Annotated in this window: 21 protein-coding genes; 9 read left to right on the top strand and 12 right to left on the bottom strand. The window is 73.1% G+C overall.

Annotated elements, in window-relative coordinates; translation table 11 throughout:
• The first annotated feature begins 3 nt into the window (after positions 1 to 3).
• Positions 4 to 2,331: a bifunctional salicylyl-CoA 5-hydroxylase/oxidoreductase gene (locus OG521_09355; protein WUW20983.1), complete on the top strand. Its 2,328-nt coding sequence runs from the start codon at positions 4 to 6 to the stop codon at positions 2,329 to 2,331.
• Here OG521_09355 and OG521_09350 read toward each other — a convergent pair.
• Genes OG521_09350 through OG521_09335 form a run of 4 tightly spaced genes read right to left on the bottom strand, consistent with a single transcriptional unit; the run spans position 2,318 to position 6,082 of the window.
• On the bottom strand, positions 2,318 to 2,749 hold the full coding sequence (locus OG521_09350) for a hypothetical protein (GenBank protein ID WUW20982.1): 432 nt from the start codon (positions 2,747 to 2,749) through the stop codon (positions 2,318 to 2,320). The genes OG521_09355 and OG521_09350 overlap by 14 nt on opposite strands.
• On the bottom strand, positions 2,742 to 3,581 hold the full coding sequence (locus OG521_09345) for a GNAT family N-acetyltransferase (GenBank protein WUW20981.1): 840 nt from the start codon (positions 3,579 to 3,581) through the stop codon (positions 2,742 to 2,744). Before OG521_09345 ends, OG521_09350 begins: the two co-directional genes overlap by 8 nt.
• Positions 3,582 to 3,624: 43 nt before the next feature.
• On the bottom strand, positions 3,625 to 4,440 hold the full coding sequence (locus OG521_09340; GenBank protein WUW20980.1) for a PaaX family transcriptional regulator: 816 nt from the start codon (positions 4,438 to 4,440) through the stop codon (positions 3,625 to 3,627).
• Positions 4,441 to 4,444: 4 nt separating this feature from the next.
• Positions 4,445 to 6,082, bottom strand: coding sequence for an AMP-binding protein (locus OG521_09335; GenBank protein WUW20979.1), 1,638 nt, complete (start codon positions 6,080 to 6,082; stop codon positions 4,445 to 4,447).
• Positions 6,083 to 6,220: 138 nt separating this feature from the next.
• Between OG521_09335 and OG521_09330 the strand changes: the two genes are divergently transcribed.
• Together OG521_09330 and OG521_09325 are read left to right on the top strand one after the other, a co-directional pair.
• Positions 6,221 to 7,348: an acyl-CoA dehydrogenase family protein gene (locus OG521_09330; protein WUW20978.1), complete on the top strand. Its 1,128-nt coding sequence runs from the start codon at positions 6,221 to 6,223 to the stop codon at positions 7,346 to 7,348.
• Positions 7,345 to 7,746 carry a RidA family protein gene (locus tag OG521_09325; protein ID WUW20977.1) on the top strand — a complete coding sequence of 134 codons (402 nt, stop codon included), beginning with the start codon at positions 7,345 to 7,347 and terminating at the stop codon, positions 7,744 to 7,746. Before OG521_09330 ends, OG521_09325 begins: the two co-directional genes overlap by 4 nt.
• Before the next feature lie 40 nt (positions 7,747 to 7,786).
• Here the strand turns inward: OG521_09325 and OG521_09320 are convergent, their stop codons facing one another.
• Genes OG521_09320 through OG521_09300 form a run of 5 tightly spaced genes read right to left on the bottom strand, consistent with a single transcriptional unit; the run spans position 7,787 to position 13,186 of the window.
• A complete protein-coding gene (locus OG521_09320; GenBank protein WUW20976.1) occupies positions 7,787 to 8,920 on the bottom strand; it encodes an FAD-dependent monooxygenase in 1,134 nt (377 codons plus the stop codon).
• Positions 8,921 to 8,958: 38 nt separating this feature from the next.
• Positions 8,959 to 9,528: an ATP/GTP-binding protein gene (locus tag OG521_09315; GenBank protein WUW20975.1), complete on the bottom strand. Its 570-nt coding sequence runs from the start codon at positions 9,526 to 9,528 to the stop codon at positions 8,959 to 8,961.
• 6 nt (positions 9,529 to 9,534) lie between these two features.
• Entirely contained in the window at positions 9,535 to 9,891 is a 357-nt protein-coding gene (locus tag OG521_09310; protein ID WUW26623.1) for a DUF742 domain-containing protein, read from the bottom strand.
• 47 nt (positions 9,892 to 9,938) lie between these two features.
• Positions 9,939 to 10,376 carry a roadblock/LC7 domain-containing protein gene (locus tag OG521_09305; protein ID WUW20974.1) on the bottom strand — a complete coding sequence of 146 codons (438 nt, stop codon included), beginning with the start codon at positions 10,374 to 10,376 and terminating at the stop codon, positions 9,939 to 9,941.
• Positions 10,373 to 13,186, bottom strand: coding sequence for a nitrate- and nitrite sensing domain-containing protein (locus OG521_09300; protein ID WUW20973.1), 2,814 nt, complete (start codon positions 13,184 to 13,186; stop codon positions 10,373 to 10,375). Before OG521_09300 ends, OG521_09305 begins: the two co-directional genes overlap by 4 nt.
• A 715-nt stretch (positions 13,187 to 13,901) precedes the next feature.
• On the opposite strand from OG521_09300, the gene OG521_09295 reads away from it, so the two are divergent.
• The 6 genes from OG521_09295 to mnhG are packed head-to-tail and all read left to right on the top strand — an operon-like array spanning position 13,902 to position 20,478.
• Positions 13,902 to 16,847 (top strand): Na+/H+ antiporter subunit A, encoded by a 2,946-nt coding sequence (locus OG521_09295; GenBank protein ID WUW20972.1) that lies wholly within the window; start codon positions 13,902 to 13,904, stop codon positions 16,845 to 16,847.
• Positions 16,844 to 17,503, top strand: a complete 660-nt coding sequence (locus tag OG521_09290) for a Na(+)/H(+) antiporter subunit C (protein ID WUW20971.1) — start codon at positions 16,844 to 16,846, stop codon at positions 17,501 to 17,503. Before OG521_09295 ends, OG521_09290 begins: the two co-directional genes overlap by 4 nt.
• Complete coding sequence (locus OG521_09285) at positions 17,500 to 19,155, top strand: Na+/H+ antiporter subunit D (protein ID WUW20970.1); 1,656 nt, start codon at positions 17,500 to 17,502, stop codon at positions 19,153 to 19,155. Before OG521_09290 ends, OG521_09285 begins: the two co-directional genes overlap by 4 nt.
• Positions 19,152 to 19,796, top strand: a complete 645-nt coding sequence (locus OG521_09280; protein ID WUW20969.1) for a Na+/H+ antiporter subunit E — start codon at positions 19,152 to 19,154, stop codon at positions 19,794 to 19,796. The genes OG521_09285 and OG521_09280 overlap by 4 nt, the downstream gene beginning before the upstream one ends.
• Positions 19,793 to 20,128: a monovalent cation/H+ antiporter complex subunit F gene (locus OG521_09275; protein WUW20968.1), complete on the top strand. Its 336-nt coding sequence runs from the start codon at positions 19,793 to 19,795 to the stop codon at positions 20,126 to 20,128. The genes OG521_09280 and OG521_09275 overlap by 4 nt, the downstream gene beginning before the upstream one ends.
• Positions 20,125 to 20,478 carry a monovalent cation/H(+) antiporter subunit G gene (gene mnhG, locus OG521_09270; protein ID WUW20967.1) on the top strand — a complete coding sequence of 118 codons (354 nt, stop codon included), beginning with the start codon at positions 20,125 to 20,127 and terminating at the stop codon, positions 20,476 to 20,478. Before OG521_09275 ends, mnhG begins: the two co-directional genes overlap by 4 nt.
• 33 nt (positions 20,479 to 20,511) lie before the next feature.
• Here mnhG and OG521_09265 read toward each other — a convergent pair whose 3' ends face one another.
• From OG521_09265 to OG521_09255, 3 genes are all read right to left on the bottom strand, one after another.
• Positions 20,512 to 21,021 carry a DUF6069 family protein gene (locus OG521_09265; protein WUW20966.1) on the bottom strand — a complete coding sequence of 170 codons (510 nt, stop codon included), beginning with the start codon at positions 21,019 to 21,021 and terminating at the stop codon, positions 20,512 to 20,514.
• Positions 21,022 to 21,138: 117 nt separating this feature from the next.
• Positions 21,139 to 23,115 (bottom strand): hypothetical protein, encoded by a 1,977-nt coding sequence (locus OG521_09260; GenBank protein WUW20965.1) that lies wholly within the window; start codon positions 23,113 to 23,115, stop codon positions 21,139 to 21,141.
• 165 nt (positions 23,116 to 23,280) lie between these two features.
• On the bottom strand, positions 23,281 to 23,820 hold the full coding sequence (locus tag OG521_09255) for a MarR family transcriptional regulator (protein WUW20964.1): 540 nt from the start codon (positions 23,818 to 23,820) through the stop codon (positions 23,281 to 23,283).
• Positions 23,821 to 23,846: the final 26 nt, after the last annotated feature.

The raw sequence follows: 23,846 nt of genomic DNA, 5'->3' as shown, positions 1-23,846 counted from the left end.
CGGGTGGCACCCCCCGACAGCGAGACGCCCGCGCTCCGCCGGATCGCCGTCATCGGCGGCGGCCCCGGCGGGCTCTACGCCGCGGCACTCCTCAAACGGCTCGGCCCGGAGCGCGAGATCACCCTCTGGGAGCGCAACGCCCCCGACGACACCTTCGGCTTCGGCGTCGTCCTCTCCGACGAGACCCTCGGCGGCATCGAGCACGCCGACCCGGCCGTCCACGCCGCCCTCCAGCGCGAGTTCGTCCGCTGGGACGACATCGACATCGTCCACCGCGGCCACACCCAGACCTCCGGCGGTCACGGCTTCGCCGCGCTCGGCCGCCGCCGGCTCCTGGAGATCCTCCACGAACGCTGCGCCGGCCTGGGGGTGAGCCTCCGCTTCCGCGAACGGGCGCCGTCCGCCGCCGAACTCGCCGCCTCCCACGACCTGGTGATCGCCGCCGACGGGGTGCACAGCCTCACCCGCGACGCCCAGGCGGAGCACTTCGGCCCCCGCCTCACCACCCACCGCTGCCGCTACATCTGGCTCGCCGCCGACTTCGCCCTCGACGCCTTCCGCTTCGAGACCGCCGAGACCGCCTACGGCGTGATGCAACTGCACGCCTACCCGTACTCCCGCCCGTCGCCCTCCGCGCCGGACGGACCCGGCGCCTCGACCGTCATCGTCGAGATGCGCGAAGAGGTCTGGCGCGCGGCCGGATTCGACACCTGCGACCCGGCGGAGTCGACGCGGCACTGCGCCAAGATCTTCGCCGACGCCCTCGGCCACCGGCCGCTGCGCTCCCACAACTCCTCCTGGCTCACCTTCCGCACCGTCGTCAACGAACGCTGGTCGCACGGCAACACCGTCCTCATCGGCGACGCCGCCCACACCGCCCACTTCTCCATCGGCTCCGGCACCAAACTCGCCGTGGAGGACGCCCTCGCCCTCGCCGCCTGCATCGAGGAACAGCCCACCCTGCCCGCCGCCCTCGCCGCGTACGAGAACGAGCGCCGGCCCGTCGTCGAGTCGACCCAGCGCGCCGCGGCGGCCAGCCTGCGCTGGTTCGAGGAGCTGGGCACCTACGTCGACCAGCCGCCCCGCCAGTTCGCCTTCAACCTCCTCACCCGCAGCCGCCGCGTCACCCACGACAACCTGCGGCTGCGCGACGCCTCCTTCACCGCGGCCGTCGAGGACGAGTTCGGCTGCCCGCCGGGCACCCCGCCGATGTTCACCCCGCTGCGGCTGCGCGGACTGGAACTGCGCAACCGCGTCGTCGTCTCGCCCATGGACATGTACTCCGCCACCGACGGCGTCCCCGGCGACTTCCACCTCGTGCACCTCGGCGCCCGGGCGCTCGGCGGCGCCGGACTGGTCATGACGGAAATGGTCTGCGTCAGCCCCGAGGGCCGCATCACCCCCGGCTGCACCGGCCTCTACACCGCGGAACAGGTGGCCGCCTGGAGCAGGATCACCGGCTTCGTGCACACCGGCTCACCCGGCACCGCGATCGGGATCCAGCTCGGCCACTCCGGCCGCAAGGGCTCCACCCGGCTCATGTGGGACGGCATCGACCAGCCGCTCGACCGCGGCAACTGGCCGCTCACCGCCGCCTCCCCGATCCCGTACGCCGAAGGCGTCAACCAGACCCCGCACGCGCTGGACCGTGCCGGGATGGACGCCGTCCGCGAGCAGTTCGCGGCCGCCGCCGCCCGCGCCGACACCTGCGGGTTCGACCTCCTCGAACTTCACTGCGCCCACGGCTACCTGCTCTCCGGATTCCTCTCCCCGCTCACCAACCACCGCACCGACGCCTACGGCGGCACCCTGGCGAACCGGCTCCGCTTCCCGCTCGAGGTCTTCGACGCGGTCCGCGAACGGTGGCCCGACGACCGGCCGATGACCGTCCGGATCTCCGCGACCGACTGGGCCGAGGGCGGCACGACCGGTGAGGACGCCGTCGAGATCGCCCGCGCCTTCGTCGCACACGGCGCCGACGCCATCGACGTCTCCACCGGCCAGGTCGTCCCCTTCGAGCGGCCCGAGTACGGGCGCTCCTACCAGACCCCGTACGCCGACCGGATCCGCAACACCCTGTGCGTGCCCGTCATCGCGGTCGGCGCCATCTCCTCCTGGGACGACGTCAACTCACTGCTGCTCGCGGGCCGCGCCGACCTCTGCGCCCTGGCCCGCCCCCATCTCCACGACCCGCACTGGACGCTCCACGCGGCGGCCGCACAGGACTACACGGGACCGGGCGCGCCCTGGCCGCTCCCGTACCGCGCGGGCAGCCGCCCCCCGCCGACGGGCCGCACGGACGCACCGAAGCCCCGGCTCACCCTGGGCTGAGCGGCAGGCACTCGTGACACAGGCAGGGATCGGGGTGCGGGGCGGCGTGGTGGGTGTGGCGCGCGAGCCGCGCGGTGCGCTCCAGCCGCTCCGCCAGCTCCGCCGCCTCCTCACGCGTCCGCGGCGGCAGCCCGGCACACCGCCGGAGCACGGCCGGTGCGTACACCAACTGCGCCCGGAAGGTGTGCAGATGCCGGGTCCCGGTGTCGATGGTGATCCAGCGCCCGGTGTGCCGGCCATGACCCACCGCGGTCAGCTGTTCGTTCCCCATCCCGGGGTAGGTGTCCATGACGTAGACCTTCGCCCCGCCCCGGAACGCCTTCGTGCCCGGCCGGAACTCCTGCCCCAGATCCCCGTACCGCCGCCACCGCACCACGTTCGCCGCGACCAGCCACGCCGGTTCGGGCGGTTCATCCATCGCTCGCCTCCTCGGCCCGGACCAGCAGCCGGTCCGCGACCGGGCGATAACCGAGGCGCTTGTACACGCCGTTGCTCGTCGGGTTGGCGAGGTCGGTGAAGAGCAGCACCTCCTGCGCACCCGCCTCCCTGGCCGCGCGGCTGACCTCGGCGGTCACCGCCGCCGCGTAGCCGCGGCCGCGGTGCTCCGGCGGGGTGTAGACGGGGGCGACGCGCGCGGTGCCCGCGAGCCGCGGCGAGATGCCCGCCATCGACACGGGGACACCGTCGTTCTCCCAGAGCGTCAGCCGGCCCTCCGCCGTGCGCTCGTCGACCGCCCGTGCCTGACGTGCGCCGCGCGCACCCGGCCCCCCGATCTCGACCGCGAACGCGGCGAACCAGCCCAGCAGCAGCTCCCGGTCCGCGGGCGTCGCGGCCCTCGCCCGGCCCGCCGGGGCGGGGGACGGCGGGATCAGCTCGCCCAGCCGGTACAGCCGCTGCTCCTCGTCGACCCGGTGCCCCGGCCAGTGGGCCGCCACCGCCCGGGCCGTGGCCCGGTCCGCGTTGACGTCCGTGAGCCGGCGGGCGGCCATCAACGGGCCCACCGCCTCCGGGGCGAGCGCGTTCAGCGTCGCGGGATAGGGCGGTGTGTGCAACAGGGTGCCCGCGACCTCGCCGTCGGCACCGCGCCACCAGCCCATCACCGGGGGATGGTCACCGTAGGCGTGCGGCCCGTGCCGGCGCAGGGAGGCGGTGACGGTCAGCACGAGCGTGCTCTCGGCGGGGCTGGCGGCGAGCGAGGGGCCGGCCGCTTCGAGGAAGAGCTCGACGTCGTCCGTGAAGGTCCAGGTCATGCATCCGCATTCTGCCGGGAGCCGTGCTGCCGGGGCAGCTGGTTTACTGCCCGACGAACTCCGCCCCCGCGTCCCGCAACCGCTCGTGCAGCAGCCCGAACACCTCCGCCGACCTGCCGCCCGGCCACTTCTCCGGCAGCAGCTCCCGCGGCAGCCCCGGGTCCGCGTACGGCACCCGCCGCCAGGAGTCCAGCGCCGACAGGTAGTCGCGGTACGCCGCCTCCGGTTCCGGCGCCTCGTCGGGGCGGGACTCCCAGGACCGCAGTACCGGTTCGTGCCGCTCCAGGAAGTCGTCGTGCAGCCGGGCCACGGCCTCCAGGTCCCACCAGCGGGCCACAGATTCCCCGGTGGCCGCGAAGCCCAGGTGGTCGCCGCGGAACAGCTCCACGTACGGGGCGAGTTCCAGCCGCTCCAGGGTGTGCCTGGTCTCGTCGTACAGCCCGGCCGGTGCGATCCAGACACCGGGCGCCGCGGTGCCGAATCCCAGCCGGGACAGGCGTGATCGCAGCAGGTGCCGCTTGTGGCGTTCGGCCTCCGGCACGGAGAACACGGCGAGCACCCAGCCGTCCTCGATGCGCGGGTCCGGATGCCGGTAGATCCGCCGGTCCCCGTCGTCGAGCAGCTGCCGGGCATCGGCCGACAGGGCGTATCCGGCCGCCCCGCCCGCCGTACGCGCCGCGACGAGCAGCCCGCGCCGCTTCAGCCGCGACACGGACGACCGCACGGCCGGCGCCTCGACGCCGACGGCGCCCAGCAGCCGGATGAGCTCCGCCACCGGCATCGGGGCGTCGCCCCGGGTGCGGCCGTACGCACCGTAGAGGGTGACTATCAGCGAGCGGGGAGTGTGCGGTTCGACCATGTGATCATTCTCGGTCCGGTGTGCCCGCTCCCGCACCGTGTTCGTCCTCGCGGAGCCGGAACCGTTGCAGTTTTCCGGTGGCGGTACGGGGGAGCGTGGGCAGGAACGTGATGAGGCGGGGGCATTTGTGCGGGGCCAGTTCGGCGCGCATGAAGCCGCGCAGGGCTTCGGCCGTCAGGGTGGAGCCCTCGCGCCGCACCACGTACGCCGCCACGATCCGGCCGCGCAGCTCGTCCGCCCGGCCCACCACGGCGGCCTCCGCCACCTCGGGGTGGCGCAGCAGGGCGTCCTCGACCTCGGGGCCCGCGATGTTGTACCCGGACGAGATGATCATGTCGTCGGCGCGGGCCACGTAGCGGAAGTAGCCGTCCGCGTCGCGCACATAGGTGTCGCCGGTGAGGTTCCAGCCGTGCCGTACGTACTCCCGCTGCCGCCCGTCGGCGAGATAGCGGCAGCCGACCGGTCCGCGCACGGCCAGCAGCCCCGGCTCGCCGTCCGGCACCGGGGCGCCCTCCCCGTCCACCACCCGGGCCTGCCAGCCGGGGACCGGGAGCCCGGTGGTGCCGGGGCGGATCGCCTCGTCCGCGGCGGAGACGAAGATGTGCAGCAGCTCGGTGGCTCCGATGCCGTTGATGATCCGCAGGCCGGTCCGCTCGTACCAGGACCGCCAGGTCGCGACGGGCAGGTTCTCACCCGCCGACACACAGCGGCGCAGTGCGGAGAGATCGTGCCCTTCGAGCTGGTCGAGCATCACCCGGTAGGCGGTCGGCGCGGTGAACAGCACCGAGACCCGGTGGGCCGCCAGGGCGGGCAGCAGCTGCTTGGGGCCCGCCTGTTCCAGCAGCAGGGCCGAGGCGCCGGCCCGCAGCGGGAACACCACCAGGCCCCCCAGCCCGAAGGTGAAGCCGAGCGGCGGGCTGCCCGCGAACACGTCGTCGGGCACCGGCCGCAGCACGTGCCGCGAGAAGGTGTCGGCGATGGCCAGTACGTCGCGGTGCAGATGCATGCAGCCCTTGGGGCGTCCGGTGGTCCCCGAGGTGAAGGCGATCAGCGCGACATCGTCCGCCGCGGTGTCCACCGCGCGGTAGCGGCCGGGCCGGCCGGCCGCCAGCCGCAGCAGGTCGTCCGGTGCGTCACCGCCGTACGCCGTGGTCCGCAGCCCCGGCACCTCGGCCTTGACCAGGTCGTCGACCGACCGGACGTCGCACAGCGCGTGACTGATCCGGGCGATCGAGCAGATCGTGGCGAGTTCGGAGGCCCGCTGCTGGGCCAGTACGGTGACGGCGATCGCGCCGGCCTTCAGCACCGCCAGCCAGCAGGCCGCGAGGGTGGGCGTCGTGGGCCCGCGCAGCAGAACCCGGTTGCCCGGCACGACCCCCAGGTCCGTGGTGAGGACGTGGGCGATGCGGTCGCTCAGCTCCCGCAGCTCCCCGTAACTCAGCACCCCGCCGTCGGGCGTACGGAAGGCGGCCCGGTCCGGTCCGAAGCGCTCGGCCGTACGGTCCAGGAGCTCGGCGGCGCAGTTCAGCCGGTCCGGATAGTGCAGCTCGGGCAGGTCGAAGACCAGTTCCGGCCACTGGTCCGCGGGTGGCAGATGTTCCCTGGCAAAGCTGTCGATGTGCGCTGAGGTATTCGGGTCCATGAAGGATCGCCCCCTTGTCGCCCTTGGAGCGTATCGTTTGGGTGACGGTAGTCAACGGTCCGCGATAAAAGGAACGAGCACCGAGCGGGACGGCACACGCACGGTTTCCGACGGGACTTCGACCAGAGAGGCGCCGGTATGACGGCATTCTCACTCGATCCGGCACAGACCGCCTGGTGCGAGGAGCTGCGCACGCTGGCCGCCGAGCGGCTGCGCCCGCTCGCCGGCAAGGGCGAGCCCGGGCACGTCAACCGCCCGCTGGTCGCCGCGCTCGGCGAGCTCGGCCTGCTGGACCGGATGCTGGGCTCCGGCGCGCTCGACCTCTGCCTGCTGCGCGAGTCGCTCGCCCGCGGCTGCACGGAGGCGGAGACCGCGCTTGCGCTCCAGGGCCTCGGGACGTATCCCGTGGTGCAGGCGGGCACCCCCGCCCACCGCGAGCGCTGGCTCCCCGAGGTCCGCGCGGGCCGCGCCGTCGCCGCGTTCGCGCTGAGCGAGCCGGGGGCGGGGTCCGACGCGGCGGCCCTCGCCCTGGAAGCCGTCCACGCGCCCGGCGGCTGGCGGCTGAGCGGCGGGAAGTGCTGGATCTCCAACGCCCCGGAGGCCGACTTCTACACCGTCTTCGCCCGGACGACACAGGGCGCCGGAGCCCGCGGCGTCACAGCGTTCCTGGTCCCCGCCGACCGCCCCGGGCTGACCGGCACCGCCCTGGACATGCTCTCCCCGCACCCGATCGGCGCCCTGGACTTCGACGGCGTCCCGGTCACCCCCGACGACGTGCTGGGCGAACCGGACCGTGGCTTCCGGGTCGCCATGAACACCCTCAACCTGTTCCGGCCCAGCGTCGGTGCCTTCGCCGTCGGCATGGCCCGCGCGGCCCTCGATGCCACCGTGGCGCACACCGCCACCCGCACCGCGTTCGGCGGGCCGCTCGCGGAGCTGCAGGCCGTCTCCCACCAGGTCGCGGAGATGGCGACGCGCACGGAGGCCGCCCGGCTCCTGGTGTACGCGGCCGCCGCCGCGTACGACGCGGGGGAGCCCGGCGTCCCGCGGCGGGCGGCCATGGCCAAGCTGTACGCCACCGAGACCGCGCAGTACGTCGTGGACACCGCCGTCCAGCTGCACGGCGCCCGCGCCCTGCGCCGCGGCCACCTCCTCGAACACCTCTACCGCGAGGTCCGCGCCCCACGGATCTACGAGGGCGCCAGCGAGGTCCAGCGCACCATCATCGCCAAGGAGCTGTACGCGAACCGGGAGCCGTCCGCATGAGCCCGATCCACCGGATCAACCCCGCCGAACTCTCACCGCCCGCGGGCTTCTCGCACGCGGTGACCGTCACCGGGGGCCATCTGGTCTTCCTGGCCGGACAGACCGCGCTCGACGGGCGCGGCGACGTCGTCGGGAGCACGCTTCCCGAGCAGTTCGCGACAGCCCTGGGCAATCTGCTCACCGCCCTGCGCGCGGCGGGTGGTTCCCCGCAGGACCTGGCCCGGGTCACGGTCTACGCCACCGACGTCGCCGACTACCGGGCCAACGTCGCCGAACTGGGCCGGATCTGGCGGCAGCTGGCGGGCCGCGACTACCCGGCGATGGCCGTCATCGGGGTGGTGCGCCTCTGGGACGAACAGGCGCTCGTCGAGATCGACGGAGTGGCGGTCCTGCCCTGAGCGTGCCGCGCGGCCCGGACCGCGCGGCACGCCCGGCGGATCAGTAGGGCTTCACCAGCACGTGCGCCGCACCCGGGATGCCGACCTTCAGCAGCTCGTCCTCCTCGGGCGTCGTCTCGCCGCCCGTCTCCTGCTTGAGCACGGCACGCGACATCGCCTGCACCCACATGGCGCGGGGCCGGCGCCGCTCCTCCCAGAGGCCGAGGGCGGCCGGGACGTCCGCACCGGCGTCCAGGGACTCGGCGAGCACCAGTGCGTCCTCCACCGCCATCGCCGCGCCCTGCGCGATGTGCGGGGTGCACGCGTGCGCGGCGTCACCGGCCAGCACCACCCGGCCGACGTGCCACGGCTCCTCGACGGTCACCTGCGAGATCCGCGAGTACACCACCGCGTCCGGGCCGGTGACCGTGGCGAGCGCCTCGGCGACCGGTCCCGAGAACATCGGCAGCCGCTCCTTGAGCTGCTCGTGGGCCTTCTCGGGGTCGGGCCTGAAGTCCTCGGACTCGGCGAACACCGCCCCCAGGTACATCAGTTCGTCCGTGATCGGGGTCAGCAGCGCCTTGGCGGCCTGGCCCGCGGTACTCATCACGACCCCCTTGACCTGCTCCTGACGGGGCACGGTGACCCGCCAGTTGGCGAAGCCGGTGTACTCGGGGGCGTAGCGGTCGCCGTACAGCCGGGTGCGCAGCGGCGAGCCGATGCCGTCGAAGCCGACGACGAGGTCCCAGCGGCCGGCCGAGCCGTCGGACAGGGTGACGTCCACGCCCGCGCCGTCGTCCTTGAGCTCGGTGATGGTCGAGCCGAAGCGGATCGTCGCACCGGCCGCCGTGGCCGCGGCGCCGAGCACCTGCGCGAGCGCGGGGCGCGGGATGCCGTTGTTGGAGGGCGCGTCGCCCATCCGGGGCTGCGGTATGGCCGCCAGGGTGTTGCCGGCCGGGTCCGCGATGGTCAGGACCTCCCACTCGAAGCCCGCGTCGAGGCAGTCGTCGAGCACCCCGATCTCACGCATGACGTGCAGGGCGTTGGACGGCTGGATGATGCCGACGCCCAGGGCGTCCAGCTCGTCGCGGAGTTCGGCGACCTCGACGGTGTGGCCGCGCCGGGCCAGGGCGGTGGCGAGCGTCAGCCCGCCGATACCGCCGCCGTGGATCAGGACGCGCAGGGATGTTGCCATGTCGGAACTCTCCAGAACGGGAAAAGTCGGGGGAAGGGTCAGCCGGCCGCGACGGGCAGGCTCATCAGGTGGTCCACCAGGGCCAGCAGCACGTCACGGCCGAACGGCCGCTCCCGTACGTCGCCGACCAGCAGGGGGACGTGCGGGTCGAGGTCGAGAGCGGCCCTGATCTCGTCCGCGGTGCGGGTGTTGTGGCCGTGGAAGCAGTTGATCGCCACGACGAACGGGATGTCCCGGCTCTCGAAGAAGTCGATCGAGGCGAAGCTGGTCTCCAGCCGCCGGGTGTCGGCGATCACGACGCCGCCGAGGGCCCCGTTGACCAGGTCGTTCCACATGAACCAGAAGCGCTCCTGGCCCGGGGTGCCGAACAGGTAGACGACGAGCTCCGGACTGACCGTGATCCGGCCGAAGTCCAGGGCCACGGTGGTCGTGTCCTTCTGCCCGACGCCGGCCAGGTCGTCGACACCGATGCTGGCCCTGGTCAGGAACTCCTCGGTGCGCAGGGGCGCGACCTCGCTCACGGCGCCCACGAGGGTGGTCTTGCCGACGCCGAAGCCGCCGGCGATCAATATCTTTACGGCGGCGGGGGCCGCCTGACTGATGGTCATCTTGGCTCAGAGTCTCCCGAGTCCGTCGCGAAGGGCGGCCAGCATTCCCCTGTCGGCGCCGCCCGCCGCCCGTGCCACCGACAGTGGGGCACGGGCGAGCAGCAGGCCGTGGGCGACCAGGTCCGCCAGCAGGATCTTGGTCACCGACACCGGGAGGTCGAGGTCGGCGGAGACCTCGGCGACCGCGGCGGGACGCCGGCAGCGGTCCAGGATCATCCGGTGCTCCGGCTGGAGCCTGCCCGGATGGACCGGTGCGCCGCGTTCGTCCCGCGGGTCGTGTGCGGTCGTCAGCACGGTGATGAGGGTGAAGTCGTCCCGCTCGGGTGCGGTCCGGCCACGGGTGATGGTGTACGGGCGCACCATGGTGCCCGCCCCGTCCTCCTCCGTCTCCTCGTCCTCCCAGGGCGGGGTCACGCGCGCGGCCCGTCCCCGCCGCCGAAGGCGTCGAAGTCGCCCCGCACCGGGGTGCTGAGCTTCTGGCCGACCTGCTGGACCAGGTTGTGCATCGCCAGCGACATGATCTCGGCGTCCACCTCCTGGGAGGCGACGACGGCCAGGTGGGTGCCCTGGCCCGCCGAGATGATGAAGAGCCACAGCTCCGACAGCTCGACGATCACCTGGTGCACGCCGCCGCCGTTGAACAGCTGGCCCACACCGCGGGCCAGGGACTGCTGGCCGGTGCAGATGGCGGCCAGCCGCTCGGCGTCGGACCGCTCCACGGTGCGCGAGTGGCTCACCACCAGACCGTCGTCGGACAGCAGTACGGCGTTCAGGGTCTCGGCCACCGAGTCCACCAGGCCGTCGAGCAGCCAGTCGAGGTCCTGGTGGGTGGCGGTTGTGCGTGTCATGGCCGTTCTTCTCTCGTAGGGAGGGGGGCGGGAGGACCGGGCTGCGTCGGCGGCTCGTCGGTCGCGCGGGCGGCGCGGGACCGACGCTGGAAGGCTCCGATGGCGGCGCCGGCGCGGCGGGGTGCCGGCCGGGGCAGCGGGTTCTCGGACCGGCTCGGCTGCTGAGGCGCGGCAGGCCCGGAGGCCGGGTCGAGCCGCAGTTCGTCCGCGAGGCTGGCCTGTCGCACCCGTCGTGGCAACGGGGGTTCCGCCGCGGGCGCGGCCGGCAGCGCGGGCCGTCCCGGCCCGCCCCCCTGGCCGGTCGTGCCCGCGGCCGGCGGAGCCGGATGGTCGGGTTCGGCCACCGGCAGCCGGCCGGGGCGCCCGGCGGCCGGTTCCGGCTGCCGGGGTCCGGGAACCGGGAAACCGGCCCGGTCGGGGAGGGCCGCCGGATACGTGCCCGGGTACGCCTGGGGCGGAGCCGGGTACGACTCCTCGGGCACCGGGTACTGCTGCGGCACCGGGTACTGGCCCTCGGCCTTCATGTAGGGCTGTTCGGTCTCGCCGTACACGTCCGGACGGGCCCCGCCGTACAGGGGCGCGGGCACGGGGTGGCCGTACGCGGCGCCCGGTGCGGTGTCGGCGTACGGGGTGTACGGGTGCTCCAGGTCGCCGAACGGGTCGTCGGCGGCGGGGGCCGGCAGCGGCGGCTCCTCCCGGTCGGGGAAGGGCTCCTCCGCCACCGTGTAGGGCTCACCGGTGGTCTCGAACGGTGCGCCCGACGTGTGCAGTGCCGTGACCCCGGCGAGTGCCTGACCGCGGCCCCGGCTGGGCAGCGCGTCACCGTCGCGGGTCGGGGCGGGCTCCGGGGCCGGTGCGGCGCCCTCGGCCTCGGGGGACGGTACGGCCACCGGACCGGCGTGCGGGCCGGGGACGGTGAGCGCGTCGGGGACGAGCACGACGACCCGGGTGCCGCCGAAGGCGGAGTGCCGGAACTCGACCCGCAGACCGTGCTGGTCGGCGAGGCGCGCGATCACGTACAGACCGAGCCGGATGTCGTCGGAGTGCGCCAGCACGTCCATCCGGGGCGGCCGGCTCATCAGCTCGTTGGCCTCGGCGAGCTGTTCCTCCTCCATGCCGAGCCCGCGGTCCTCGACCTCGATGGCCAGGCCCCGGCTCACCCGGGCCGCCCTGACCTCGACGGGGCTGGGCGGCCTGGAGAAGCTGAGGGCGTTCTCGATCAGCTCCGCCAGCACGTGCGAGACCGGGCCGACGGCGCGCTCGGAGAGCCACGGGGCGCCGTCCAGGTCCAGCACCACCCGGCGGTAGTCCTGCACCTCGCCCTGGGCGGAGCGCATGACGTCCAGCAGCGGTACGGGCTTGCGCCAGCGCCGGTGCGGCGAGCCGCCCGCGAGGATCACCAGGTTCTCCTCGTAGCGCCGCAGCCGCGCGGTGAGGTGGTCGAGGTCGAAGAGGCCGTCCAGCACCTCGGGGTCCTCGTGCTTGCGCTCCAGCTCGTCCAGCTTCTTGAGCTGCTGGCCGATCAGCTGCTGGGTGCGGCGCGCGATGCGCTGCAGCAGCCGCTCGAACCCGCGGTGCTGGTCGGCCTGTTTGACTGCTGCCTGGAGGGCGCTGGTGCGCGCCAGGTCGAGTGCGTTGCCGAGCTGGGTCAGCTCGTCGGTCCGGCCGGTCGTGCCGTCGTCGCCGATGGCACGGGCCTCGGCCTCGACGTCGATGCGCTCGCCCTTGCCGAGCCGCTCGACGACGTCGGGCAGCGCCTTCTCCAGCTCCTCGGCCCGCTCCTGGAGCCGGCCGATGCGGCGGCGCAGGTTGCGGGTGAGACGCCAGGTGATCAAGATGACCGCGATGACGGCGGCGAGGCCGATGACCGTGGTGAGGACCACCCTGATCAGCAGCGAGATGATGCTGTCCTTGCCCTCGGCGACCACCAGATCGGTGCGGTGCTCCATCAGCTTCACCAGCTGGGGAGTGAGATCGTCCATCGCTCCGCGCCAGGTCGACTCCTCGGCGCCGAGCGTGACGAAGCCGGCTCCGTCCGGATCGGCGGGCCGCAGCACCCGGTTCTCCACCTGGGTCTTGGTCTTCCAGGCCGAACTGGCGGCGATCTCGTCCCACATGGCCTTCTCGTCCGCGGGAAGGTAGGGGGCGATCTTCGTCGCGTACTGGAAGGACTGGCCGGAAACGGCCTGTCTGACCTGCTGGAGGTCCTCCGTGCTGAGCTTCCCCTTCGGCCAGCCGCGCGCCAGCAGGGCGTCCGACCGGGAGATCATCTCCTTGGCCCAGAACAGGTCGACGAGCGGCTGCGAGAGCGTGGTGATCTCGCCGTTGTCGACGTGGCTGAGTGCGGTGAAGAGCTGTAGGTCGACGGCGATCAGGTCCGTGTAGTAGCGGTACACGGCCTTCTGCTGGTCGTTGTCGCCCTCGTCGACGAGGGCGCGCTGGGCCGGGAGTTGGGTGATCGCCGTACGGGCCCTGACGACCGCGTCCCGGACCTCGCCTGGGGCGTCGTCGGTGGCGATGTCGGAGAGGGACTGGAAGCTGGTGATCGCTTCGTCGGTCAGTTTGCGCTGCTTGCGGAGCGCGTCGGTGGCACCTCCGTCGCGGGCCAGAGCCTCGGCGCTCAGCCGCCGCTCCTCCTGCAGGTTGTAGTACACGATGTTGGACGGCTGGCCGGCCTTCTGGGCCAACTGCCCCTGGGCTGCCTGTCTCTGGAAGTCGAGCAGAGTCTGACCACTGGTGACGGCCCAGAGGGCGGCCAGTGCGACACCGGGGACGATGGCCAGTACGAGCAGGGCCGTCCTCAGCGACATGGTGGTCGAGTCGGTCCGCCGTGACGCGCGCGTGCGCAGGGCATGCTCCTTGACGTGGTGCCAGTCTCACGACTGGTCAAATCAGTTGAGAACTTCGACAGATAGATATTAGTCACACTGCAAATAAAGAAAGGAATCGGGCTCACGTGTTCAGCACTGATCACGCACACCTTCACCATCAACGCGCGGAGCTGTCCGGAAAGTGACGTTACGGCGGCGCTCCCGAGTCGCGCACGGGCCGGTTCGGCGAGACGCTGAGGATGTCCGTACGCAGTCATGTGCCGCACCGGGGAGGTCCCCGTGGTCCCCGAACCGCCTCCGGGTCCCGCGGTCACGTCGTGCGACGGCGACGGCCTCACCGTCGAATACGACGTGCACCGCGAACTGCACGCCGCCGAGTGCGTCCGCGGTGCGCCCGCCGCATCCGGCCCCCGGCGCCCCGGTGTCCCGTACGGCGACACCCCGGCCGCCGCGGTCGGTGAGGCCGCCCGGCACTGCTCGCGGCCCGCAACGGATCGCACTGCGCGGCAGCGGGCGCGGCGCGCCGGACGAGTGAAGCGCGGCTGGGGATATATCTGTATTTAGTGCCCCTTGCCCGTTCTGAAACCTCCCGTACCGCACCACCCGGTGCCACGCCCCGTCGTCCGGCGACAGCCCGGGCGGGCGCGCCCCGGACGCCCTCCCGGGACGGGCGCGGGGCGCTGCGCGAGGCCCCATGACCGCGCTCGTCCTCTGCCACTTCGTCCTCGCCGCGTGCGCGCGCCCGCTCGTGCGCAGGCTGGGCACCCGCGCCTTCGTCGTCCTCGCGCTGCCCCCCGCCGCCACCACCTGCTGGGCGTTCGCCCAGTGGGACACGGTGGCCTCCGGCGCCTCGGTCACCTGGTCGTGGACCTGGATCCCCGCGTACGACGTCACCGTCGGGCTGCGCCTGGACGCGCTCGCCGAACTCATGGTGCTGCTCGCGGCCGGCGTCGGCACGCTCGTCCTGCTCTACTGCGCCTCGTACTTCACCGACGGCACCCCGCAACTCGCCGGATTCGCCGGGAACCTGCTCGCCTTCACCGGCGCCATGCTCGCCCTCGTCCTCACCGACGACCTGATCGCGCTCTATGTGTTCTGGGAGCTGACCACGGTCTTCTCCTACCTGCTGATCGGCTACGACAGCGAACAGCGGCACAGCCGCCGCTCGGCACTCCAGGCGCTCACCGTCACCACGTTCGGCGGACTCGCGATGCTGGTCGGCTTCCTGATCATCGGTCAGGCGGCGGGCACCTACCGGATCTCCGCGATCCTCGCCGATCCGCCGCCCACGAGCCTCGCGGTCTCCGTGGCCGTGGTCCTGATCCTGTGTGGCGCCCTGTCGAAGTCGGCGATCTGGCCGTTCAGCCTCTGGCTCCCGAACGCGATGGCCGCTCCCACCCCCGTCAGCGCCTATCTGCACGCCGCCGCCATGGTCAAGGCCGGTGTCTACCTGGTCGCCCGGCTCGCCCCCGGCTTCGCCGACGTACCCGTCTGGCGGCCCGTCGTGCTGGTCCTCGGCGCCGCGACCATGCTGCTCGGCGGCTGGCGGGCCCTGCGGCTCAACGACCTGAAACTCGTCCTCGCCTACGGCACCGTCAGCCAGCTCGGCTTCCTCACCCTGCTCGCCGGCGTGGGCAACCGCGACGCCGCCCTGGCCGCCGCCGTGATGATCCTCGGCCACGCCCTGTTCAAGGCACCGCTGTTCCTCGTCACCGGCATCGTCGACCACGCGGCCGGCACCCGCGACCTGCGCAGACTCTCCGGCGTCGGCCGGGCGCTGCCGTACGTCTGCGCGGTCGCCGTCACCGCCGCCGCGTCCATGGCCGCCCTGCCGCCGCTGCTCGGCTTCGCCGCGAAGGAGGCCGCCTTCGACGCACTGCTGCACGGCGACACCGCGGACCGCTGGGCGCTGGGCCTCACGGCGGCCGGGTCGATGCTGACCGTCGCGTACACCGCACGGTTCGTCTGGGGCGCGTTCTGGCGCAAGCCCCGTGTCGCCGACACCCCCGTCCACCGGGTCGGCCCGGCCTTCCTCGCCCCGCCCGCCGTGCTCGCGGCCTGCGGACTGGTGCTGGGCCCCGGCGTCGGGTGGACCGACCGGCTGCTCAGCGCGTACGCCGACACCTTCCCCGCCTCCGCCCACCCCTACCACCTCGCCCTCTGGCACGGCTGGGGCACCGCTCTGCTGCTCTCGGCCGTCGCCACGGCGGGCGGTGCGGTCCTCTTCGCCGCGCGCGGGGAAGTCACCCGGATCTCCCGGCGGATCGCCTGGCCGACCGCGGACAACGTCTTCGGCCATCTGCTGCTCGGCCTCGAACGGCTCTCCCTCCAGACCACCGGCTTCGTCCAGCGCGGCTCCCTCTCCGTCTACCTCGCCACCACCCTGCTCGTGATGCTCACCGGCCAGCTCGCGGTGCTCGGCGTGGACCGGCCCTGGCGCGGGGCCGCGGCCCCGCGCCTGTGGGACGTACCGCTGCAGGGCGCCGTCGCCCTGCTCACCTGCGCGGCGGCGCTGCTCTGTCTGACCGTCAGACGCCGGATGAAGGCCGTGGTGCTGGCCGGACTCACCGGCTACGGGACCGCGCTGCTCTTCGTCGTCCAGGGCGGACCGGACCTGGCGCTCACGCAGTTCTGCGTGGAGACCGTGTCGATGATCGTGTTCGTGCTGGTCCTGCGCCGGATGCCGGTGCACTTCCAGGAGTCGGTCAGCAGCTGGCGGCGTGCCGTGCGCATCCCGGTGGCACTGGCCGCGGCGGCCACGCTGAGCGTGGTGGTGTGGGTCGCGGCCGCCGCGCGCACCGCGGCGCCCGCCGGCGCCGCCATGGTCGAGGAGACCGCGCACCACGGCCTCAAGGACGTGGTCGCCACGATCCTCGTCGACCTGCGGGCCTGGGACACGATGGGGGAGTCCGCCGTCCTGGCCGCCGCCGCGATCGGCGTGACGAGCCTGATCTACCTGCACCGCCGGGCCGAGGGGGCCGGCGCACCGGCGGAGACCCGGGGACACACCGCCTGGTCGGTGACCACGACCCCGCTCACGGGCCTGCCGCACGGCGACGAGGGGGCCCCCGAGCGCGGCTGGCTGGCGGCCGGCGACACGCTCGCGCCCGAGCACCGCTCCATCGTCTTCGAGGTCGTGGCACGGCTGCTGTTCCACCCGATCCTGGTGCTCTCGGTGTATCTGCTGTTCTGCGCCGAGAACATGCCGGGCGGCGGATTCGTCGCCGGACTGGTCGCGGGGGTCGCGCTGATCACCCGCTACCTGGCGGGCGGCCGCTTCGAACTCGCCGAGGCCGCGCCCCTGCAGCCCGGACTCTTCACCGGCCTCGGCCTGTTCCTCTCCACCGGAGTGGCACTGCTCGGCCTCGCCGACGGAACGGTCCTGCACGCCTGGACCTACCACGGACACCTCCCGCTGATCGGCGACTTCCACTTCGGTACGCCGGTGATCTTCGACTGCGGGGTCTATCTCCTGGTCCTGGGCGTGGTCCTGGACATCGTGCGGGCCCTCGGCGCCAAGATCGACCGGCAGATCGAACGGGCCGCGGCGGCCGACCGGGCGGCGGCCGGACAGACAGGCGGAGCCCCGCCCGGACCCGCCACCGGACCGGCGCCCGAGACGGGAGGCACCGCCCCGTGACCGTCAGCGCCTCGCTCCTCGCCACCGCCGCGGTCCTGTGCGCGGTCGGCGGCATCCTCATGCTCACCCGGCCCCTCACCAGGATCCTGCTGGGCGCGGTGATCGCGGGGAACGGCATCAACCTGCTCGTCCTGTCCGCCACCGGCTCGGCCGGCCGTGAGCCTCTCCTCTACGGCGTCGACCTGGCCCGGGTCACCGACCCGCTGCCCCAGGCCATCGCCCTCACCGCGATCGTCATCACACTCGCCACCACCGCGTTCCTGCTCGCCATGGCCTACCGCAGCCACCAGCTGACCGGCACCGACGAGGTCCACGACGACCAGGAGGACCGGCGCATCGTGCTGCGCGCCGAGGTGCTGGGGGAGCGCGACGAACTGCGCGAGCGCTACCGGTCCGCATCCGACCGCACCGCCGAGGAACGCCGCCGTTACCGCGAGGAGCGCCGCCGTCTGCGGGCCAGACTCCGCGCCGACCGGGCCCTCCAGGCCCGCGGCCGGGACGCGACCGGCGACCTGTGGCACGACGTCCTGGGCGCGGACCCGGAGGACTACGCGGCGGCCCGGCCCACCGAACCGGGAACACCCGACGCACCCGACGCACCCGGACCCACTGACCCCGAAGCACCCGACGACCCGAACCGAGGAGACACCGGGTGAACGCACTCGTCCCGCTGCCGGTGCTGCTGCCCCTCTGCGCCACCGGCCTGAGCCTCGCCTTCGGCACCCGGCTCAAACAGTTCCAGCGCTTCATCAGCGTCGCCGTGCTCACCGCCGTACTCGGCCTCTCGGTCACCCTGATGATCGAGGCGGACATCGAAGGACCGCTCACCGTCCACCTCGGCGACTTCGCGCCGCCGCTCGGCATCACCCTGGTCGCCGACCGCCTCTCCGGACTGATGCTGACGGTCTCATCGGCCGTCACCCTGTGCGTCCTCGTCTACTCGCTCGGCCAGGGCATGGCCGACCGGGACGAGGAGACACCGGTGGCGGTCTTCCACCCCGCCTACCTGATCCTGGTCGCCGGCGTCTCGTGCACCTTCCTCGCCGGTGACCTGGTCAACCTGTACGTCGGCTTCGAGATCATGCTGGTCGCCAGCTTCGTCCTGCTCACGCTCGGCGGCACCGGTCCCCGGGTCCGGGCCGGCTCCACGTACGTGATCATCTCCCTGTTCTCCTCGATGCTCTTCCTCACCGCCATCGCCATGACGTACGCGGCCACCGGCACCGCCAACTTCGCCCAGCTGGCCGGCCGCCTCGCCGAACTCCCGCTGGGCGTCCAGACCCTGATCCAGGCGATGCTGCTGACCGTCTTCGCCATCAAGGCCGCCGTGTTCCCGCTCGCCGCCTGGCTCCCCGACTCCTACCCGACCGCGCCGGCCCCCGTGACCGCGGTCTTCGCCGGACTGCTCACCAAGGTCGGCGTCTACTGCATGCTGCGCACCGAGACCCTGCTCTTCCCCGGCAACCGGCTCGGCGACCTGCTGATGGCGGCCGCCCTCGCCTCGATGGTCGTCGGCATCCTGGGCGCCGTCGCCCAGACCGACCTGAAGCGGCTGCTCTCCTTCACCCTGATCAGCCACATCGGCTACATGGTGTTCGGCATCGGCCTCGCCACCAGGGAGGCGTACGGCGGCGCGATCGTCTACGTCGTCCACCACATCACCGTCCAGACGACGCTGTTCCTGGTGGCCGGGCTGATCGAACGGCGCGGCGGCACCACCGAGCTGACCCGGCTCGGCGGCATCGCCAAGGCCGCCCCGCTGCTCGCCGTCCTCTTCTTCGTCCCCGCGATGAACCTGGCCGGCATCCCGCCGCTCTCCGGATTCATCGGCAAGCTCGGACTCATGCGGGCCGGTGTCGCCGACGGCGGCGTCTGGGCCTGGATCCTCGTCATCGGATCGACGGCGACCAGCCTGCTCACCCTGTACGTGATGGCCAAGGTCTGGAACCTCGCGTTCTGGCGGGCCGCGCCTCCCGGCCAGGCCGCGGACGGCACGGTCCTGGAGTCCGACGACGACAGCGACGACGACGACAGCGACGAGGGCCCCGACCGGATGCCGGGCACCGGCGACGAGGGAGTCCGGCTGCGCCACGAGCCGGCCGGGCGCGCGGTCGCGGCCACCCTCCACGGCCGCGCCGTCACCACCACGACCAGGCTGCCGCACCTGATGACCTGGGCCACCGCGGCCACGGTCGCGCTCGGCCTCGCCTTCACCGTGTTCGCCGGACCACTGACCTCGTACACCGACCGCTCGGCCGCCGAACTCATCGCGCGCGTCCCCTACATCGAGGCGGTGCTCGGCCGGTGAAACGCCTGATCACGTTCCCCTACCGGAACAAGAACCTGCCCCCCTTCAGCGTGGAGTTCGGCAGTCGCCGGCCGCGCGTGCTCGACCTCCCGCTGATCGCCTGGCTCACCGTCATCTGGGTGCTGCTCTGGTCCAGCCTGAACTGGGCCAACGTACTGACCGGCGCCCTGGTCGCGGTCGCCGTCTGTCTGGCGTTCCCCCTGCCCCAGGTCGATCTGGGGCTGCGCCTGCACCCCTGGGGCATCCTGCGGCTGGCCGCCTATCTCCTCTACGACATGTACACCTCGGGCGTGAAGGTCACCCGGCAGATCTTCGGGGACCACCCGCACCGGGCCGCGGTCATCGCCGTGCCGCTGCGCTGCCGCTCGGACCTGATGCTCACGGCGACCGCCGTCGCCGTGTCGAACGTGCCGGGCGGGTCGGTCGTCGAGGTGCGCCGCGCCACCGCCACCGTCTTCGTGCACGTCCTCGACGCGGACCGGCCCGCCGAACTGGACGCCGCCCGGCGCTCCGTGTGGCGCCTGGAGGAGCTGACCGTACGGGCCTTCGGCACCCGCGACGAGATCGACCGGGTCGCCGGACCGCTGCCGCCCGCACCGCACACCGGCGAGCGGCCCGGAGAACGGGAGGAGGGCTCATGAGCGCGCCGGAGACCGTCGACCGGGTGCTGCTCACCGCGGCCGTCGTCCTGATCGTCCTCGCCGGGGCGGGGCTGCTGACCCGGATCTGGCGCGGGCCCTCGATGCTGGACCGGGCGATCTCCCTGGACGTCTGCGCGGCGCTCATCATCGCCGGGCTGGGCGCCAAGTCGGCCTTCGCCCGGGACCCGTTCTACTTCCCGATCATGCTGGTGCTGGCCTTCCTCGGCTTCACCGGTTCGGTCGGCATCGCACGCTTCATCGCGGTACGCGACCGGCCGCCGGGCCGCCCGCCGGCCGGCGGCGAGCAGCGGACCGACGAGGAGGCACCATGAGTCTCTGGCTCCAGATCGTCGACACGGCGGGCGCGGTCCTGCTGTTGACCGGGGCGGCGATCTGCCTGCTCGGCGTGATCGGCATGCTGCGGCTGCCGGACGTCCTGTCCCGCAGCCACGCGGCGACCAAGCCGCAGTCCCTCGGCATGCTGCTCGTGCTGGCCGGGGTCGCACTCCGGCTGCGCAGCGGCATGGACCTCGCGACGCTGGCGCTGATCGGCTTCTTCCAGCTGATGACCGGTCCGGTGGCCGCGCACCTGGTCGCGCGCTCCGCGTACCGGACCGGCCAGATCGACCACGGCGAGCTGCTCTTCGACGAACTGGACGAACAGCTCACCGAGGAGGGCTGACCGCGCCGGCCCGTTGAGCCCCTCCCGGGCCGGTCAGAACTCCTGGCGTGCGGCGCTGCGGCCGGCCGCGGACAGGAGCGAACCGATCGCGATCCCGATGACGAGGTACAGCGCGGCCGAGCCGATCCTGGCGTCCAGCGGGGCGGACGTGGTGAAGGGCAGCAGCACCATCACGGCGGTGGCGAGCGTGACGATCCAGACGAAGAACGTGCCCGGCTGCGGTGTCGCCAGCATCAGCAGGTGCAGCAGCGCCGTGGCCACCAGGGCGGCGAGCGCCGCCCCCATGGCCAGCACCCCCGTCGACGCGTCACCCATCGCCCCGTCACCCTCGGGCGCGAAGACCGGGATCCCCAGCACACCCCGGATCAGCAGCAGCCCGACGACGGCGGTGAGCGCGGCGACGAGCGCGGTCATGGCGCCGCCCGCCCACAGCCGCCCGGCATCGACACGGGGCCGCCGGTGCGGGGGCGTGTGCTGCGACGGGACGTACCCGGTCTGCCGGGTCTGCTGCGTCCGCCACTCGTAACCGTCCTGTGGGTCCATGACCGGACCTCTCCCCTCGATCGACCGAATTCCGATCGTCGGACGGCCCCCGGGCGACGGCGACCGGGCGCGGGCCGTACGGGTGACGCCCCGTCGGCTGCCGGCCCGGCCGGATCGCTACGGCCGCCGGTCGTCGGCCCCGGCCGTCAGCAGCGCCTCGATCGTGCCTTCCTGGAGCGGATGCGGGGACTGGGCGCCGAGCCGTGCGTACAGCCGGTGCCAGGCGGCTTCGTCGTCCACCGGCAGGTGCTCGTGGACCAGCTCCGCCACCTTCGCCACCGCCTTGGCCACCGCCCGCGGGGCGTCCGTCCGATGGCGGGCGTCGCCGAGGTACTGCAGGACGCACGGGCCCTGTCCGGCGACGGATATCAGGTCGTCGGCGGTGACCGAGCCCTCCTCCAGCATCCGGTCCAGCTGGTCGATGGCGCCGTCAGGCGTGCTCCCGTAGCTGATCCCGGACCGCAGGATCCCGCGCGCGACCACCGGGTCCTCGCTCCGGCACACGGTCCGGTGGCGGCGGTCACGCGCTGCCGCCCCGGCATGCCGGGCCAGCACCTCCCGGGGAGTCGACATGCGGTTGACGATCTGGGGCCAGTGCTCGAAGGGCTCGCGGGCGTGTTCCGACTCCAGCTCCGGCCAGTCGGTCTCCCAGTCGTCGAAGAGCCGCATCAGCTGCGCCGTGTCCGTGGGACCCGAGCTCCGGCCCACCCGGCGCAGCCGGGCGGCCAGCTTCGGCGTGGTGAACTCCCGCTGCGCACGCGCACGGAGCGCGGCCCCGGGGTCGGAGGCCGTCAGCGCCTTGGTGCAGATACGGGTGACGGCGGGGGAGACCCGGCCGGTGGCCAGGAGCGCGGTCAGCCGGGCCGGACCGCCCGCCCGCAGCAGCGCCAGGCAGCCCGTCAGGTGTTCCTGGGCCTTGAACCTCTTCTGGCCGGGCCCGCCGAACGCCGCCTCGATCAGTTCCGGTTCACGCGCCTGGAGGCATTCGTGATGGACGAGGGAGGAGATCTCCGCCGCCCGCGGGGCGAGATCCACCGCGGGGTCGGTGAGGGCCTCCCGCCGCTGATCCGGACCCACGCCGGCCCAGGTGTTCACCACCCTCAGATGGATCTCCTGATCCTTCGGCGCCAGCAGGGGCAGGGCGGTCCGCTCGTCCATGTCCACGCTGCGGGCCAGGACGAGCAGCGCGTCGCGGTCGCCGACGGCCACGAGATGACGCAGCACCCCCGGCGGGGTGCCGTGGCGCACGGCGACCACGTACTGGGCGAGCAGCACGCCCGTGCCGGCGGGCAGCGCGGGCATGACGAGCCCGAGGACGGCACTGTCGGCCCGCCGCAGCACCTCACCGGCCGGCCACCACCACGTCGCGTCGAACAGTTCGTCCGCCGCCGTCCGGTTGCGGCTGCGGCGCGAGAACATCCACTCGTTCTCCAGCTCACGGGCCGGCAGCAGCGAGCCGGGATCGGGCTCGACGGACCCGGCCAGTTCGACCAGTTGGGGCCAGGTGATGTCCGGCCGGTCCGATGCGGGGCGGCACGTCCGCTCCGCCGCCGTCAGAAGCCGGAGCCAGGCCCGCCGGTCGGTGCCCAGCGCGTCGGCCAGCAGGGTCCGCAGCGCGTCCTCGAAGGCGTGACGGACGCGGCTCGGCTGCCACCGCACCCGGACCGGCATCGACAGACGGGCCGGCAGCACCTCCAGGATGTCGGCGGCCGTGACGACGCCGCCCAGGTAGAACGGGGACAGCCAGGTGGCGATGTTCGAGGCACTGCGGTGGCGCGGCAGGCCGCGGCTCGCGGCGTCCGTGTCGCCGCGCAGCCGCTCCAGGACCTCCGCCCGGCCGGACACCGGCACCGGGCGGGGGCCGCGCGGCGCGTTCTCGGGAAATCCGCAGTCCAGCCAGGACGCGACCAGCCAGTCCGGGCACCCCGTCGCCCGCGGCCAGTGGGTGCTGTGTGTGCCGCCGAGGAACCGGACGACCTCCGGATCCCGGGGTGCCGGGGCCGGCACCCCGCTCCCGTCCGCCGCCAGGCGCCGCAAGAGATCGATGGCGGCCACGGCGGAGCGCTCGACCGCACTGAACGGGGCCCAGTGCACGCCGCGGCTCCGATCGGTGAGCCCGGCCTCCGACGCCGGCGCCGGGCCGTCGCCTCCCGGCCCTGCCGCTGCTGGTTCCGTCGCCCCTGTGATCACCATGAGGAAAGTTCAGCACACGGCTCTGACAACGAAGCGCCGCACGGTCCGGACGGCAGGTCAAAGGCCCTAGGTACCACGGATGTTGGAGAGGCCGAGGCCCAGGCCTCTGCCGTGCCGGTGCGCCAGTCCGTCCTCCATCACCCGGGCGAGCAGGGCGAGGGCCTCCACCACCTTCGTCCGGTCCTCACCGAGCCCGGACAGCAGTTCGGCCTCGGTGGTGACCTGGCGCGGGAAGATCTGGTCGATCGCCCGCTTCCCCGAATCGGTGATCGTCACGAGCGCGGCGCGCCGGTCGGCGGGGTTCGGAGTGCGTTCGATGTGACCGCGCTTCTCCAGCTTGGCCAGCGTCTTGCTGACCCCGGCACGTGACATTCCCATGTTGTCGGCCAGCCGGCGGGCGATGGCCGGCTCCGTCGCGTACCGCAGCGGAATGAGCAGGTCGGCCTCGGGTGCGGTGAGCGGAGCGCCCTCGTAGAGCGGCTCCACCGCGCGCTCGAAGAGCGCGGACACCTGCTTGACGAGGGCCACGACCTCCATGGCGGAGGCGTCGAGCCCGGCATTGTGGCGGACCCAGTCGTCGCGGACACCATCGGGATGGGACTGCACCAGCACTCCTTTGTTAACCAGTGAAC

The sequence above is a fragment of the Streptomyces sp. NBC_01463 genome, assembly GCA_036227345.1.
Taxonomy (GTDB): Bacteria; Actinomycetota; Actinomycetes; order Streptomycetales; family Streptomycetaceae; genus Streptomyces.
The sequence above is the reverse complement of the archived record's forward strand: the minus strand, read 5'-3'. Positions and strand labels throughout refer to the sequence as shown.

Bases quoted from the DNA above. Each gene is read 5' to 3' on its own strand.
- OG521_09350 (WUW20982.1), bottom strand. From the start codon at position 2,749: ATGGATGAACCGCCCGAACCGGCGTGGCTGGTCGCGGCGAACGTGGTG.
- OG521_09345 (WUW20981.1), bottom strand. From the start codon at position 3,581: ATGACCTGGACCTTCACGGACGACGTCGAGCTCTTCCTCGAAGCGGCC.
- OG521_09340 (WUW20980.1), bottom strand. From the start codon at position 4,440: ATGGTCGAACCGCACACTCCCCGCTCGCTGATAGTCACCCTCTACGGT.
- OG521_09335 (WUW20979.1), bottom strand. From the start codon at position 6,082: ATGGACCCGAATACCTCAGCGCACATCGACAGCTTTGCCAGGGAACAT.
- OG521_09330 (WUW20978.1), top strand. From the start codon at position 6,221: ATGACGGCATTCTCACTCGATCCGGCACAGACCGCCTGGTGCGAGGAG.
- OG521_09325 (WUW20977.1), top strand. From the start codon at position 7,345: ATGAGCCCGATCCACCGGATCAACCCCGCCGAACTCTCACCGCCCGCG.
- OG521_09320 (WUW20976.1), bottom strand. From the start codon at position 8,920: ATGGCAACATCCCTGCGCGTCCTGATCCACGGCGGCGGTATCGGCGGG.
- OG521_09315 (WUW20975.1), bottom strand. From the start codon at position 9,528: ATGACCATCAGTCAGGCGGCCCCCGCCGCCGTAAAGATATTGATCGCC.
- OG521_09310 (WUW26623.1), bottom strand. From the start codon at position 9,891: ATGGTGCGCCCGTACACCATCACCCGTGGCCGGACCGCACCCGAGCGG.
- OG521_09305 (WUW20974.1), bottom strand. From the start codon at position 10,376: ATGACACGCACAACCGCCACCCACCAGGACCTCGACTGGCTGCTCGAC.
- OG521_09300 (WUW20973.1), bottom strand. From the start codon at position 13,186: ATGTCGCTGAGGACGGCCCTGCTCGTACTGGCCATCGTCCCCGGTGTC.
- OG521_09295 (WUW20972.1), top strand. From the start codon at position 13,902: ATGACCGCGCTCGTCCTCTGCCACTTCGTCCTCGCCGCGTGCGCGCGC.
- OG521_09275 (WUW20968.1), top strand. From the start codon at position 19,793: ATGAGCGCGCCGGAGACCGTCGACCGGGTGCTGCTCACCGCGGCCGTC.
- mnhG (WUW20967.1), top strand. From the start codon at position 20,125: ATGAGTCTCTGGCTCCAGATCGTCGACACGGCGGGCGCGGTCCTGCTG.
- OG521_09265 (WUW20966.1), bottom strand. From the start codon at position 21,021: ATGGACCCACAGGACGGTTACGAGTGGCGGACGCAGCAGACCCGGCAG.